The 14,465-nt window shown below is 69.8% G+C and carries 15 protein-coding genes and 2 tRNA genes; 14 read left to right on the top strand and 3 right to left on the bottom strand.

Annotated elements, in window-relative coordinates:
* Positions 1-38: 38 nt before the first annotated feature.
* From recF to ACYVJ3_RS08685, 9 genes are all read left to right on the top strand, one after another.
* Positions 39-1,193: a DNA replication/repair protein RecF gene (gene recF / locus ACYVJ3_RS08725; RefSeq protein WP_460852482.1), complete on the top strand. Its 1,155-nt coding sequence runs from the start codon at positions 39-41 to the stop codon at positions 1,191-1,193.
* Complete coding sequence (locus ACYVJ3_RS08720) at positions 1,186-1,749, top strand: DciA family protein (RefSeq protein WP_460852481.1); 564 nt, start codon at positions 1,186-1,188, stop codon at positions 1,747-1,749. Before recF ends, ACYVJ3_RS08720 begins: the two co-directional genes overlap by 8 nt.
* Before the next feature lie 225 nt (positions 1,750-1,974).
* The gene (gyrB, locus tag ACYVJ3_RS08715; protein WP_460852479.1) at positions 1,975-4,092 is read left to right on the top strand and encodes a DNA topoisomerase (ATP-hydrolyzing) subunit B; all 2,118 of its coding nucleotides are present in this window, start codon (positions 1,975-1,977) and stop codon (positions 4,090-4,092) included.
* Positions 4,093-4,143: 51 nt separating this feature from the next.
* On the top strand, positions 4,144-6,795 hold the full coding sequence (gene gyrA / locus ACYVJ3_RS08710; RefSeq protein ID WP_460852478.1) for a DNA gyrase subunit A: 2,652 nt from the start codon (positions 4,144-4,146) through the stop codon (positions 6,793-6,795).
* Positions 6,795-7,220 (top strand): DUF3566 domain-containing protein, encoded by a 426-nt coding sequence (locus ACYVJ3_RS08705; RefSeq protein WP_460852476.1) that lies wholly within the window; start codon positions 6,795-6,797, stop codon positions 7,218-7,220. Before gyrA ends, ACYVJ3_RS08705 begins: the two co-directional genes overlap by 1 nt.
* Positions 7,221-7,320: 100 nt before the next feature.
* A tRNA-Ile gene (locus ACYVJ3_RS08700) sits at positions 7,321-7,394 on the top strand.
* 77 nt (positions 7,395-7,471) lie between these two features.
* Positions 7,472-7,591 carry a DLW-39 family protein gene (locus tag ACYVJ3_RS08695; protein ID WP_460852475.1) on the top strand — a complete coding sequence of 40 codons (120 nt, stop codon included), beginning with the start codon at positions 7,472-7,474 and terminating at the stop codon, positions 7,589-7,591.
* A gap of 10 nt (positions 7,592-7,601) precedes the next feature.
* Positions 7,602-7,677, top strand: a tRNA-Ala gene (locus ACYVJ3_RS08690).
* 73 nt (positions 7,678-7,750) lie between these two features.
* The gene (locus ACYVJ3_RS08685; RefSeq protein WP_460852474.1) at positions 7,751-8,713 is read left to right on the top strand and encodes a hypothetical protein; all 963 of its coding nucleotides are present in this window, start codon (positions 7,751-7,753) and stop codon (positions 8,711-8,713) included.
* A 67-nt stretch (positions 8,714-8,780) separates the two neighbouring features.
* On the opposite strand, the gene ACYVJ3_RS08680 is transcribed toward ACYVJ3_RS08685, so the two are convergent.
* Complete coding sequence (locus ACYVJ3_RS08680) at positions 8,781-9,563, bottom strand: MBL fold metallo-hydrolase (RefSeq protein ID WP_460852473.1); 783 nt, start codon at positions 9,561-9,563, stop codon at positions 8,781-8,783.
* 17 nt (positions 9,564-9,580) lie between these two features.
* On the opposite strand from ACYVJ3_RS08680, the gene ACYVJ3_RS08675 reads away from it, so the two are divergent.
* The gene (locus tag ACYVJ3_RS08675) at positions 9,581-10,360 is read left to right on the top strand and encodes an SURF1 family protein (protein ID WP_460852471.1); all 780 of its coding nucleotides are present in this window, start codon (positions 9,581-9,583) and stop codon (positions 10,358-10,360) included.
* Positions 10,357-10,704, top strand: a complete 348-nt coding sequence (locus tag ACYVJ3_RS08670) for a DUF3817 domain-containing protein (RefSeq protein ID WP_460852470.1) — start codon at positions 10,357-10,359, stop codon at positions 10,702-10,704. The genes ACYVJ3_RS08675 and ACYVJ3_RS08670 overlap by 4 nt, the downstream gene beginning before the upstream one ends.
* 47 nt (positions 10,705-10,751) lie before the next feature.
* On the opposite strand, the gene ACYVJ3_RS08665 is transcribed toward ACYVJ3_RS08670, so the two are convergent.
* Positions 10,752-11,144, bottom strand: coding sequence for a hypothetical protein (locus tag ACYVJ3_RS08665; RefSeq protein WP_460852469.1), 393 nt, complete (start codon positions 11,142-11,144; stop codon positions 10,752-10,754).
* A gap of 157 nt (positions 11,145-11,301) precedes the next feature.
* Here ACYVJ3_RS08665 and ACYVJ3_RS08660 point away from each other — a divergent pair, with 157 nt between their 5' ends.
* Together ACYVJ3_RS08660 and ACYVJ3_RS08655 are read left to right on the top strand one after the other, a co-directional pair.
* On the top strand, positions 11,302-11,853 hold the full coding sequence (locus ACYVJ3_RS08660) for a peptidylprolyl isomerase (RefSeq protein ID WP_460852468.1): 552 nt from the start codon (positions 11,302-11,304) through the stop codon (positions 11,851-11,853).
* Positions 11,854-11,872: 19 nt separating this feature from the next.
* On the top strand, positions 11,873-12,814 hold the full coding sequence (locus ACYVJ3_RS08655; protein ID WP_460852466.1) for a rhomboid family intramembrane serine protease: 942 nt from the start codon (positions 11,873-11,875) through the stop codon (positions 12,812-12,814).
* Positions 12,815-13,125: 311 nt separating this feature from the next.
* On the opposite strand, the gene ACYVJ3_RS08650 is transcribed toward ACYVJ3_RS08655, so the two are convergent.
* Positions 13,126-13,632, bottom strand: a complete 507-nt coding sequence (locus ACYVJ3_RS08650) for a cell division protein CrgA (RefSeq protein WP_460852465.1) — start codon at positions 13,630-13,632, stop codon at positions 13,126-13,128.
* A 61-nt stretch (positions 13,633-13,693) separates the two neighbouring features.
* On the opposite strand from ACYVJ3_RS08650, the gene ACYVJ3_RS08645 reads away from it, so the two are divergent.
* Complete coding sequence (locus ACYVJ3_RS08645; RefSeq protein WP_460852463.1) at positions 13,694-14,464, top strand: DUF881 domain-containing protein; 771 nt, start codon at positions 13,694-13,696, stop codon at positions 14,462-14,464.
* Position 14,465 lies beyond the last annotated feature (1 nt).

The following is a 14,465-nucleotide window of genomic DNA, read 5'->3' as shown; positions in this document are numbered from 1 at the left end:
GGGGCCGTGCCGGCGGTGCGGTCTGGGAGGATGGTCGGGTGCACGTCGCGCACCTGACCCTCCACAACTTCCGGTCGTACGCCGACCTGGAGCTCTCGCTCGACCCCGGGGTCACCGCGTTCGTCGGTCGCAACGGCCAGGGCAAGACCAACCTGGTCGAGGCGATCGACTACCTCTCCCGCCTGGGCTCGCACCGCGTCGCCAGCGACGCACCGTTGATCCGGGCCGGCGCTGCCCAGTCCGTCGTACGGGCCTCGGTGGTGAAGGACGGCCGGACCGCGATCCTCGAGGTCGAGCTCAACCCGGGCCGGGCCAACCGGGCGCGGATCAACCGCAACCAGCTGACCCGGGCGCGCGACATCATCGGCATCGTCCGCACGGTCGTGTTCAGCCCCGACGACCTGGCCCTGGTCAAGGGTGACCCGTCCGATCGGCGCCGCTTCCTTGACGACCTGCTGGTGCTGCGCTCACCGCGTCTCGCGGGCACGAAGGCCGACTACGACCGTGTCCTCAAGCAGCGCAACAGCCTGCTCAAGACGCTCTACGCGGCTCGCGGGGCCTCGCGTGACGCCGCGCTGGCCACCCTCGCCGTCTGGGACGACCAGCTCGTGGCCGTCGGCTCGGAGCTGCTCGAGGCTCGACTGGGCCTGACCCACGAGCTGGCGCCGTACCTCGGCAAGGCCTACGAGGCGGTCGCTCGCGGCGCCTCGCGCGACGACGCGCGGATCTCCTACCGGTCCAGCGTCCCCGGTCTCGAGACCGTTGCTGCGCAACCTGCTCGACCCACGATCCAAGCGGCGTACGTCGAGGAGCTGGCCGAGCGCCAACGTGAGGAGATCGACCGCGGGCTGACGCTGGTGGGGCCGCACCGCGACGAGCTCGAGCTCAGCCTGGGGCCGGGCGACGACGCCCGGCTGCCGGTGAAGGGCTACGCCAGCCATGGGGAGTCCTGGTCGTTCGCGCTGGCGCTGCGGCTGGCGGCGTACGACCTGCTGCGTGCCGACGGGGACGACCCGATCCTGGTCCTCGACGACGTCTTCGCCGAGCTCGACTCCGACCGGCGCGCCCAGCTCGCCAGCCTCGTCGCGGGCGCCGAGCAGGTGCTGGTCACAGCCGCGGTCGGGGCCGACGTACCTCCCGAGCTCAGCGGTGTCACCTACCGCGTCGCCGACGGGGAGGTCACCCGTGAGTGACGTCGAGGAGCCCGAGGAGCAGGAGCCGCACCGCAGCGACGGCCTGGACCTCGCGCGCTCGCTGCTGCGCGGCGCGATGGGCGCAGCCGCGCCGTCGGAGCGGCCGCGGCGCAAGCGCACGGGGGAGTACGGCGAGCGCAAGGACCGCCCCCGCCGGCTGCGGACGGGCGAGGCCCAGCTGAGCGGCGCGCACCCCGACGGCCGCGACCCGCAGATGCTGTCGGCCGAGATGGATCGCATCATCGGCGACCGCGGCTGGGGCCTGGACCTGCAGATCCGCGGCGTCTTCGCGCGCTGGGCCGAGCTGGTCGGGTCCGAGATCGGCGAGCACTCCACGCCCGAGCGGTTGGTCGACGGCGTGCTCGTCGTACGCGCCCACTCGACGGCCTGGGCGACCCAGCTGAAGATGCTCGCGAGCACCGTCGTACGTCGCCTCAACGAGGAGCTCGGCGAGGGAACGGTGACCGTCGTGGAGGTGCTCGGACCCAACGCGCCGAGCTGGAAGCACGGCCTCAAGAGCGTCAAGGGGCGCGGGCCGCGCGACACCTACGGGTAAGCCGGCGCCGTACGCCTCGAAATGCGGCCCCAGGAGGCTCGAGGCCGATACCCGCCCTCATCGACCCCCCTGATCGGGCCTGCTGTGGGCGGTTCTGAGCCGCTGAAGGGGCCTTTGTCCACAGCGACACCCCCCGCTGTGGACTGCGCACCGTGTTCTCGCCCACTCAGGGGCTAATATGGAGGTCGAGGCCGGGCCTGCGCCGCCCGGGGAGACCCAGGGCGCATGCTGCGGCCTTCGTCATGCCACCAGCAGCAAGGGGTCCAGGTGTCCGAGGAGCAGAAGTCGACCGTGGTCGAGGGGTCGTACGACGCCTCCGCGATCCAGGTGCTCGAGGGGCTCGAGGCGGTGCGCAAGCGCCCGGGCATGTACATCGGGTCGACCGGTGAGCGCGGCCTGCACCACCTGATCTGGGAGATCGTGGACAACGCGGTCGACGAGTCGCTCGCGGGTCACTGCGACGAGATCAACGTCGTGCTCAACGCCGACGGCTCGGTCAGCGTCAGCGACAACGGCCGTGGCATCCCCACCGACACCGCACCCAGCCAGGACATCCCGGCGGCGACGCTCGCGCTGACCGTCCTGCACGCCGGCGGCAAGTTCGGCGGCGGTGGCTACAAGGTCTCCGGTGGTCTGCACGGCGTCGGCTCCTCGGTGGTCAACGCGCTGTCGACCACGCTCAAGCTCGAGATCAAGAACCGTGGGCACCTCTGGGAGCAGGAGTTCGACCTCGGCGTCCCGCGCTACCCGCTGCGCCAGGTGCGCGCGCTCGAGGACGGCGAGGAGACCGGCACCAAGGTCACCTGGATGGCGTCGGCGGAGATCTTCGAGACCACGACGTACTCCCTCGAGACGATCACCGCCCGCTTCCGCGAGATGGCGTTCCTCAACAAGGGCCTGCGCATCGTGCTGCGCGACGAGCGTCCCGACGCCGGCGAGCTCGCCGAGGCGATCGAGGACAGCACCATCGAGCACGACACCGACAAGGCCGGCGACCTGCACGCCGCGCAGAGCGAGGACGGCCAGGTCGCGGTCGAGTCGGTCTTCCAGTACGCCAACGGCCTGGCCGACTACGTCGACTTCATCAACCGGCGCAAGCAGACGGTCAGCTCCATCGTCGCCTTCGAGGCCGAGACCAGCGATACCGTCCCGAACCCGATGAGCCTCGAGATCGCGATGCAGTGGCAGGTCTCGTCGTACAACGAGAGCGTCCACACCTTCGCCAACACGATCAACACCCCCGAGGGCGGCACGCACGAGGAGGGCTTCCGTGCGGCGCTCACCTCGCTGATGAACAAGGCCGGCGAGGACTGGGGCCTGATCAAGAAGAAGGAGGACCGACTCACGGGTGACGACATCCGTGAGGGTCTGACCGCGATCATCAGCCTCAAGATCTCCAACCCGCAGTTCGAGGGACAGACCAAGGCCAAGCTCGGCAACACCGAGGCCAAGGGCTTCGTCCAGGGCGTCGTGCACGAGCAGCTCGGCGACTGGCTGGAGAAGAACCCGAACGAGGGCAAGGAGATCATCCGCAAGGCGCAGGCCGCCGCGACGGCGCGGATCGCGGCCCGCAAGGCCCGCGACCTCGCCCGCAACCGCAAGGGCCTCCTGGGTGGCGGTGGACTTCCGGGCAAGCTCTCGGACTGCCAGTCGACCAACCCGGAGGAGTGCGAGGTCTTCATCGTCGAGGGTGACTCCGCCGGTGGCTCGGCCCGCCAGGGTCGTGACCCGCGGATCCAGGCGATCCTCCCGATCCGCGGAAAGATCCTGAACGTCGAGAAGGCGCGCATCGACAAGGCGCTCGGCAACGCCGAGGTCCAGTCGATCATCTCCGCCCTCGGCACCGGCGTGCACGAGGAGTTCAACCTCGAGAAGCTGCGCTACCACAAGGTCGTGCTGATGGCCGACGCCGACGTCGACGGCCACCACATCAACACGCTCCTGCTCACCCTGCTGTTCCGCTTCATGCGGCCGCTGATCGAGCACGGCTACGTCTACATGGCGCAGCCGCCGCTCTACCGCCTGCGCTGGAACAAGCCGCACGAGCACGAGTTCGTCTACTCCGACTCCGAGCGCGACGCGCTGATGAGGGCCGGCCTCGAGGGCGGCAAGAAGCTGCCCAAGGAGAACCCGGTCCAGCGCTACAAGGGTCTGGGCGAGATGAACGCCAAGGAGCTGTGGGAGACCACGATGGACCCCGACCAGCGGCTGATGCTGCAGGTCACGCTGGACGACGCCGCCCAGGCCGACGAGATCTTCTCGATCCTGATGGGCGAGGACGTCGAGGAGCGCCGCTCCTTCATCCAGCGCAACGCCAAGGACGTCCGATTCCTCGATATCTAAGTATCTAGTACTGATCTTAGATTTCGATAGAACGAGCCAGAGAGAGCAATCGTGACTGAGACCCCGAGCAACCTCGCCGGAGCGGGTGGCGGCGGACGGATCGAGCCCATCGAGCTGCAGACCTCGATGCAGCGCGCCTACATCGACTACGCGATGGCGGTCATCGTCGGCCGCGCGCTGCCCGACGTGCGCGACGGCCTCAAGCCGGTGCACCGCCGCGTCCTCTACGCGATGTACGACGGCGGCTACCGCCCCGATCGCGGCTTCTCCAAGTGCTCGCGCGTCGTCGGTGACGTCATGGGTCAGTACCACCCCCACGGCGACACGGCGATCTACGACACCCTCGTGCGCCTGGCGCAGCCCTGGGTGATGCGCGCACCCCTCGTGCAGGGTCAGGGCAACTTCGGCTCGCCGGGCAACGACTCCGCGGCCGCCATGCGTTACACCGAGTGCCGGATGGCGCCGCTGGCCATGGAGATGGTGCGCGACATCGAGAAGGAGACCGTCGACTTCCAGCCGAACTACGACGGTCGCTCCGAGGAGCCCACGGTCCTGCCGGCGCGGTTCCCGAACCTGCTCGTCAACGGGTCGGCCGGCATCGCGGTCGGCATGGCCACCAGCATCCCGCCGCACAACCTGCGCGAGGTCGCCGAGGGCGCGAAGTGGGCGCTGGAGCACCCGGACGCCACGCGCGAGGAGCTGCAGGACGCGCTCATCGAGCTCGTCAAGGGCCCCGACTTCCCCAACGGCGCGCTGATCGTCGGGCGCGAGGGCATCGAGCAGGCCTACCGCACGGGTCGTGGATCGGTCACCCAGCGTGCGGTGATCGAGGTCGACGAGGACAACAAGGGCCGCACCTGCCTGGTGATCACCGAGCTGCCCTACATGGTCAACCCCGACAACCTCGCGCTGAAGATCGCCGAGCTCGCCGACTCCGGCAAGGTCCAGGGCATCGCCGACGTGCGCGACGACACCTCCGACCGCACCGGCCAGCGCCTGGTGATCGTGCTCAAGCGCGACGCGGTCGCCCGCGTCGTGCTCAACAACCTGCTCAAGCACACCGAGCTGCAGACCAACTTCAGCGCCAACATGCTGGCGCTGGTCGACGGCGTCCCGCGCACGCTCAGCATCGACCAGTTCATCAGCAACTGGGTCGAGCACCAGGTCGAGGTCATCCGCCGCAGGACCGAGTACCTCCTGCGCGAGGCCGAGAAGCGGGCCCACATCCTGCGAGGCCTGGTCAAGGCGCTCGACATGCTCGACGAGGTCATCGCGCTCATCCGTCGCTCGCCGGACGCGAACGAGGCCCGCGAGGGCCTGATCGCCCTGCTCGACATCGACGAGCTCCAGGCGACCGCGATCCTCGACATGCAGCTGCGCTCGCTCGCAGCCCTGCAGCGCCAGCAGATCATCGACAACCTGGCCAAGATCGAGCTGGAGATCGCCGACTACCGCGACATCCTCGCCAACGTCACCCGCCAGCGGGCGATCGTCGCCGAGGAGCTCGCCGAGATCGTGGAGAAGTACGGCAACGACCGGCGTACGCAGATCATCGCGGCCGACGGCGACCTGTCCATGGAGGACCTGATCCCCGACGACGACCACGTCGTCTCGATCACCCGCGGCGGCTACGCCAAGCGCACCCGCGCCGACCAGTACCGCACCCAGAAGCGGGGCGGCAAGGGCGTGCGCGGTGCCTCGCTGCGCGGCGACGACGTCGTGGAGCACTTCATCGCGACGACCTCGCACCACTGGCTGCTGTTCTTCACCACGGCCGGCCGCGTCTACCGCACCAAGGTCTACAACCTGCCCGAGGCCGGTCGCGACGCCAAGGGCGGTCACGTCGCCGGACTGCTGTCCTTCCAGCCCGACGAGCAGATCGCCCAGGTGCTGGCGATCCGTGACTACGAGCAGGCGCCGTACCTCGTCCTGGCCACCAAGACCGGTCTGGTGAAGAAGACCAAGCTCGGCGACTACAACAGCCCACGTCAGGCCGGCGTCATCGCGATCAACTTCAAGCGCGACGACGACGAGCTGATCGGTGCCGAGCTGGTCAACGAGGACGACCACATCCTGCTGGTCTCCCGCAAGGGCCAGGCGATCCGCTTCCCGGCCGACGGCGGCCAGCTCCGTCCGATGGGCCGGGCGACCGCGGGTGTCACCGGCATGAAGTTCCGCGAGGGCGACTCGATGCTGTCGATGTCGGTGATCCGCGCGGCCGACGTCGCGATGGAGGAGGCCCAGGCCGAGGCGGAGGGCGTCACGCAGTACGTCTTCACGATCACCGACGCCGGCAAGGCCAAGCGGACCCGGATCGCCGACTACCGCGTCCAGTCGCGCGGTGGCCTCGGCATCAAGGCCATGCAGCTCGCCGACGAGACCCGCGGGTCCCTGGTGGGCGCGTTCATCGTGGTCGACGGTGACGAGATCCTCTCGATCACCGCCTCCGGACAGGTCGTCCGCTCGCCCATCAACGACGACTTCCGCCCGACCGGTCGATCGACCCAGGGGGTCAACTTCGTGACGCCGAAGAAGGGTGACTCCGTCGCGGTCGTCGCTCGCTCGGTCGAGTCGAAGGTCGACGAGGACGAGGCCGAGGACGGAGCGGTCGAATCGCCGGAGGTTGCCGCGGGTGACACAATCAGTGACGCCGTGGCGCCGGAGGGTGCAGGCGAGACCGACACCGTGGAGGATGGCGACTGATGACCCAGAGCGTGGAAGACACCGCGATCCGGCCTCCCGTCGGTTCGGGCCGGGGCCCGCGCCGGGCTCACCTTCGGCTCACCCGGATCGACCCGTGGTCGGTCATGAAGACCTCGTTCCTGCTCTCGATCGCGTTCGCGGTCGTGACCGTGGTCGCGGTCGGCATGGTCTGGCAGGTGCTCGGCTTCGCTGGTGTCTGGGACTCCATCAACAGCACGGTCGACACGGCCGGCAGCGGCGCGACCTCGACGTTCCACGTGCAGGACTTCATCGGCACCGGCCGCGTCCTGGGCTTCACCGTCCTGGTCTCCGCGGTCGACGTCATCCTGATCACCGCGGCGTCGACGCTCTTCGCGTTCCTCTACAACATGGCCGCAGCGCTGTGGGGCGGCGTCGAGGTGACGCTGTCCGAGGACGCCGCCTGAGCGTTCGGCGTACGCCGTTTTGTGGGGGCTGACACCGCTCCGGTAACGTTCAGCCTCGGTTCAGGCCGCGGGGGCTTCCACCCCAGAGCCTGCACCACCTGCGCCTATAGCTCAGACGGTTAGAGCACCACACTGATAATGTGGGGGTCGGAGGTTCAAGTCCTCCTAGGCGCACGAGACGAGCCCTGGACGCAGTCACTGCGGCCGGGGCTCTTCACGTTCCCGAGCTCGTCCATGGAAGGATCGGTCGCATGATCAAGAAGCTGCTGCTCGCCGCACTGGCCACCGCCGGTGCGGTCGTCGCCCGCCAGAAGCTCCAGGAGAGCAACGCCGAGAAGGCGCTCTGGGCGCAGGCCACCGACACGATCTGATCCACCCTGCGGGGCCTTGGCGCAATTGGTAGCGCACCTGCTTTGCAAGCAGGGGGTTAGGGGTTCGAGTCCCCTAGGCTCCACCACTCGATGCGATGGCCCGGCAACCGCCGGGCCATCGTCGTCGCTTCGGACCACCCGCATGGCAAGATCAGCCGCGTGAGACTCGTAGGCTTCGGGGCGGTGCTGGTGGCGCTGTCGGTGCTGACGGCCTGCGGCTCCGATCCCGCGCCGGTCTACCAGCAGGTGGGTGGCACCGCCCCGACCGTCGAGACGTACGACGGTACCCTGGACCCCTCCAAGGCCGTGCTGCCGCTCGTACCGGGTGCGGCCACCACCCTGAAGGTCACCGACTTCACCCAGGTGCGGCTCACGCTCGGCTTCGGCGACCTCGACGGCACCGCACCGAAGGCCGACCGGGCGCGCTTCTGGCGGGAGCTGCCGCAGACGGCTTCGCTGTCGTCGGGCCTGCTCAAGCCGGTCGACGACCGCCTGCGTGCCCGCTTCGGGTTCGGCGCCGACGACGTCGACTGGGAGGCGTCGTACGCCGGCGGCGGGACCGACGGCTGGGTGCTGGCCTTCCGCGAGGGCCTGGCCATGGGCGGCGTCGAGCGCGCGGTCCGCGCCGGTGTCGGACCGCTCAAGGGGGCGGTCGTCGATGCCGCCGAGCACCTGGTGACCTCGGCCGCGCCGCCGGACGGCTCGGAGTCCTGGGGTCACGACGCCCACCTCGTCGCGCTGGTGGGCCGGCCCGCGGAGGCGACGTACGTCCAGCGCGGGTGCCTGGACCTCGACGGCGTCTTCGGCGCCGGGAAGGCCGAGCAGCTGGCGCCAGGCCCGCAGAACGTCGTCGACTCGCTCGAGCCGCTCGACGGCTACGCGATCACCTTCGGCGGCGAGCTCGCGACCGCCCAGCTCGGAGCCGACCGCGACGACCTGTTCGAGCGGCTCCGGCTCGCGGGGGTCATGCCGGCGACCAAGCCGGACTTCGGGACGGTCTTCGCGCGGGGTGTCGCCGACCCGTCGACGGGCCGGCTGGGGTTCCAGCTGATGAAGCCCGCGGCCGGCGTACGGCTCGTCGTGGGCGGGCATCTGCCGTTCGCGGTCTGCGCCGCCGGGTGAGATGTAACTACGTGTCCAGTGCACTACCAGGGTGAAGGACCACCCGGGTAGTGGTCACAACACGTAGTTACACGTGAGCCAAGCGGTCGAACGAGGCCTTGTCGTGGGCGCAGAAGACGGTGACCTCGGGGTGGCCCTGCGCGAGCTCGTGCAGGCGCTCGAGGTTGGCGCGGCGCTGCTGGTTGTCGACGGCCATGACGACCTGGAACGCCGTCAACGCCTTCGGGCAGCTGGGGGAGGGGTCCATCTGGTGCCCGCCGAAGTAGGCGTCGCCGGCGTGCAGGAGCCAGGTGCCGTCCTCGCGGCGTACGGCGATGCCGCTGTGGCCGCGGGTGTGGCCGGGCAGCGGGATCATCACCACGTCCTCGCCGAGGACCGTCGCGGAGGCGAAGCCGAACCAGCCCTGGCCGTCCGGGTCGCCCTCGCGGTGCTCGACCCAGAGCGGGTGGTGGGCCCACTGGGCCTGGATGTAGCGGGCCTTCTCGCGGAGGGTCGGGTGCTTGGCGGCGGCGAGCTCCTTGGCGTGGACGTGCACGCGGGCGTTCGGGAAGTCGCCGAGCCCGCCGGCGTGGTCGAGGTCGAGGTGGGTCACCGCGATGTCGGTGACGTCGGCGGCGGAGTAGCCGCGGGCCGCCAGCTGCACGACCGCGGGCTCGCTCGGGTCGAGCGCGGCGCCGGTGGCCAGGACGAACGGCCTGCCCAGGCGTCGGGGATCGGCCACGTCCGCCGTACCGATGCCGGTGTCGACCAGCAGCAGCCCTTCGGGACGCTCGACGAGGAGCACGTGGGCGACGAGGGGCGGCGCGAGGCGCGGGCGCATGGTGGCGCAGTTGAGGTGGTGGATCGGCACGCCTCTAGTCTGGTGGCGTGGTCAAGTGGTGGAGTCCGACGCTGTGGGGCGCCCACCTGCTGGCCGTCGTGGCGTTCGCGGCACCGGCCGCCCTCGGCTACTGGCAGTACGACGTGTGGCACGACCACCGCATCGCCGAGCAGCACGACCTGACCGGTGCTCCGCCCGTCCCGCTCGACGAGGTGATGGGTCACGACGAGGCGTTCCCCGGGGACGGCGTGGGTCAGCCGGTCGAGCTGCGCGGTAGCTGGCTGACCGGTGCGACCGTCCTCGTCGAGGACCGACGTGACGACGCGGGTCACCGCGGCCGCTGGGTGGTCACCCCGCTCACGGTCGGAGGCCCTGACGCGCCCGCCATCCCGGTGGTGCGGGGGTGGGTGCCGGAGAGCACCGGCCCGTCCGGCGTACCCAAGCCGCCGTCCCCGACGGCCGACGTGACGGGCTGGTTGCAGCCGCCCGAGGGCCAGGGTGCGGCCGACGACAACCCGAGCGACGCGATCCTCCCGTCGCTCCAGGTCTCCGCCTTCGCCCAGCGCGTCAAGCAGGACCTGTACGGCGGGTTCGTGGTCGCCAAGCACCCCGACGCCGGCCTCGCGCCGGCCACCCTCAGCCAGCTGCCGGCGGTCGGCGCCGGCACCTCGCTGCGCAACATCCTCTACGCGTTCGAGTGGTGGTTCTTCGCGGCCTTCGTGGTGTTCATGTGGTGGCGCCATGTGCGCGACGCCACGACGGAACGACCTGTGGGGGACGCCTCCGCCGACGGGGTAACCGATGACCCCGTAGCCTCTGGCTCGTGATCAAGCTCTTCGCCGCGTACCGGATCTTGGCGATCGTCGTCGGCATCTTCCTGCTGGTCGACTTCGTGTGGACGTGCGCCATGATGAAGTCGTTCAGCATCGCTGCCTTCCAGACCGCGGGAGACCCCATCTGGTTCCTGTGGATGCTCCACGGCTACTTCTACATCGCCTACATCGCGGTGGTCCTGGTGTTCGTGCGGCGGGCGGGCTATTCGCCGCTCACCTTCGTCCTGATGATCCTCGGTGGCCTGGTGCCGCTCCTGATGTTCTACGTCGAGCACCGGGTCAACCTGCGCTTCAAGGCCGAGCACCCCGAGCTGTTCGCGGCTCCGGTCGCCGCCTGACCGATCTCCCCCGGTCCCACGCAGTGCGTGGGGCCGAGAGACAGCGGTCAGTCCTGGTCGCCCGGCAGCGGGTCGGTCAGCGGGTCGACCTCGGTCTTGGCCGGCGGGATGTCGACCGGCGGCGGCGGCACCTCGCCGGTGACGACCGGAGTCTCGGCGGTGTCGTCGGAGAACGGGGCGGCCTCGCCGGTCACGTCGGCCGCCGACTCGTCGGAGGGCGCGGCAGCCGGCTCGGCAGGGGCGGCGGGGGTCTCGGCAGGCTCGGTCGTGGCGTCGGGCTCGACCACCGGCTCGGCCTCCGTCGGCGCGGGAGCGGCCGGCTCGTCGTACGACGACTGCCACCCACCTGTGGCCGCGGTGGCGCCGCCACCCTGCAGCTTCTTGGCCACGGCTGCGCCGGCTACACCGAGCAGCACGAGGAACAGCAACTTCTTCAGCATCGGACGTCCTTCCTCAGGTGTCGCTCGACCTCCGAGACGGGCCGAGCGACAAGTCGTCGTACGCCTTCATCCCATCATGTGCCTCGTCACGGGGCCACCGTAGGATCGGATCGGCCCGACATCCGGGCACCTACCCGAGACGTGAGGACGACTCCCGATGGCTGCGCAGCAGGCGATCTTCAAGACCAACAAGGGCGACATCACCGTCAACCTGTTCCCCGACCACGCCCCGAACACCGTGGCCAGCTTCGTCGGGCTGGCGACCGGCAACCCGGTGACCGTCACCCCCGAGGGCCCGTTCTTCCCCTCCCCGCGCGAGGGTTCGGTCGGCGACGGCCCGTTCTACGACGGCCTGACCTTCCACCGGATCATCCCCGGCTTCATGATCCAGGGCGGCTGCCCGCAGGGCATGGGCATCGGTGGCCCGGGCTACAACTTCAACGACGAGGTCCAGAACGACCTCGCCTTCGACAAGCCCTACCTGTTCGCCATGGCCAACGCCGGCACCCAGGGCGGCCGTGGCACCAACGGCTCGCAGTTCTTCATCACCGTCGCCCCGACCCAGTGGCTGACCGGCAAGCACACGATCTTCGGTGAGGTCGCCGACCAGGCCGGTCGCGACGTCGTCGACGCCATCGCCGCCGTCCGCACCGGGGCCAACGACAAGCCGGTCGAGCCGGTCGTCATCGAGTCGGTCGAGATCGTCTGAGCATCGGCGGGCTGGTTCCGTGAATTCTGAGTCTCCGGCCGGGGTGCCGACCTGCTACCGGCATCCCGGTCGCGAGACCCACATCCGCTGCCAGCGCTGCGAGCGGGCGATCTGCCCCGACTGCATGCGCGACGCGGCGGTGGGCTTCCAGTGCCCGAGCTGCGTGGCCTCGGGCCGCAAGGAGACCCGGGTGGGACGTACGCCGTACGGCGGGCTGGTCCCCGACAAGCCCGGTGCGATCACCTCGGTCCTGATCGGCATCAACGCCGTCATCTGGGTCGTCATCATGGCGACCGGTCGCTACGGCAGCGCGCTCTACCAGCACCTCGCGCTCTCTCCGCTCGGCAGCTGTGCCTCCGCGCATCTCCCCGACCGCGTCTACCCGACGGTCCACAGCCAGGTGGTCTGCACGACGCAGGTCCAGGGTGGCGACGGCAACTGGATCCACGGCGTCGCCGACGGCGCCCCGTGGCAGCTGCTGACCAGCACCTTCACCCACGTCGAGGTCTGGCACATCGCGTTCAACATGTACGCCCTGTGGATCCTCGGCCCGCAGCTCGAGCTGGTCCTTGGTCGCGTCCGGTTCATCGCGCTGTACCTGCTGGCCGGTCTCGCCGGCTCGGTCTGCGTGCTGTGGCTGGCATCCACCGACACCCCCACCATCGGCGCCTCCGGTGCGATCTTCGGGTTGATGGGCGCTCAGCTCGTCATCGGCCACAAGGTCGGCGCCGACCTCTCCTCGCTGTGGGTCCTGCTCGCCGTCAACGCGGTGCTCAGCTTCACCATCCCGCACGTGTCCTGGCAGGGCCACCTCGGTGGCCTGGTCGGCGGCGCGCTCGTCGCCGCGATCATCGCCTACGCACCGCGTGAGCGCCGCACCTTGGTCCAGTACGCCGGCATGGGAGCCGTGCTGCTCGCTCTCGCGGGTGCCGCGGTCGCTCGGATCGGCATGCTGGCCTGATCGACAGCCTTGCTCGAACCGTCCCGGGAGTCCCCGGGGCGGTTCGTGGTTTTCCACAGGGTTCTCCACCGATGGGGATAAACCACACCCATGTAATTCATCCACATCCGTGGATAACCCTGGGGACAACTGTGGGTGCGTGGTGGGTGGTTCGGTGGGTCCCGGCCGTCGTCGGGCACCCGCCCGCGGGCGTGGAGCCCGCGGGCGGGTGCCCGCCTAGGCCGGGACCCACCGAACCACCCACCACGCACCCAAAGGGGCACACCGGGTCTCGAGAGGGCCGCAGCGTCCCTTCTCGACCTACGAAGGGGTCACTCCCAGCGCGTGGCGAAGGTGAAGCCGACGGCCATGAAGCAGATGCCGACGAACAGGTTCTTCTGGGCCAGGTCGTTGAAGATCGGCAGATCCTTCGGGTTGTTGCCCGTCAGGAAGATGTAGTATAGGCAGATCCAGATCAGGCCGAGGATGAAGCAGCCGAGCATGCCGACCACGACGCCGCGACCGCGGCCGAGCGGCGTCTTGGGGTGGGCGGAGAAGGCGAGCCCGACGAAGAATAGGGCGAAGCCGATCAGGTAGTTCCACTTCTCCAGGTCGCCCATGAAGGAGGGGCCACCGGCCGGCAGCGGGACACCCTTGGCGTTGGTGGCGCCCCAGCCGCCTTCAGGGCGGACGCCCCAGTAGGTGAACACGACCCAGGCGATACCGAGGGCGATGAGCGCCAGCGCGATCACGAACCGGACCGTCAGGACGGGTCCGCGGTCGGGGTTGGCGAAGGGGTTCGGGCCCTTGCTCTTCGGCAGGCGGGGCAGCTTGGCCACGTTCGGTGCTCCTCGATGGTTCCCGGTCGCGGTGATCGGGTCGGCGACTAACCTAGCCAGTATGACGGAGGCGGGTGGCCCCAGACGCGGCCGGGCGGTCTGGCGCATCGGTACGCCGGTGGTCGTGCTGCTCTGCGGCGCGCTGTTCGTCACCTCGGCGATCGACAGTGACGGGACGGACCTGCGTCCGGGGCGCTACTCGGACCTCGCCAGTGTCTACGCAGCGGAGAAGGCGGACGTCGCACGCTTGGACCAGCGCCGCCAGCGGCTGGTCCAAGAGGTCGACCAGCTGACGTCCGAGGTGGGCAGCCAGGGCGTCCACCGCGCTCGCCACCAGATCCGCCGGCTGGAGGACCCCGCCGGCCGGACGGCTCGCTCCGGCCCGGGTCTCTCGATCACGCTCTCCGACGCTCCTGAGGACGTCCTCGAGAAGGCCCGCAAGGCCGATGATCCCGGCCTCGACCTGAACCGGCTCGTGGTCCACCAGCAGGACATCCAGGCCGTCGTCAACGCGCTGTGGACCGGGGGAGCGGCGGCTGTCACGATCGCCGGCCAACGCGTCGTCTCGACCACGGGCATCAAGTGCGAGGGCAACGCCGTCCAGCTGCAGGGTCAGCCCTACCCGCAGCCCTACGTCATCCAGGCCGTCGGGGACCCGGCCCGGCTGCAGGCCGCGATCGACGCCGATCCGTTGGTGACCGGCTTCCGCGTCGACGCCTCCAACCCGAAGATCGCCGTCGGGTGGGCGATGCAGACCGAGTCGGAGGTCGTCGCGCCGGCGTACACCGGGCTCTTCGACATGCACTACGCGAAGCCGCTGGCTCCGAAGTAGT

This window comes from Nocardioides montaniterrae (assembly GCF_054782655.1).
This window is presented reverse-complemented; position numbering and strand designations above follow the sequence as displayed.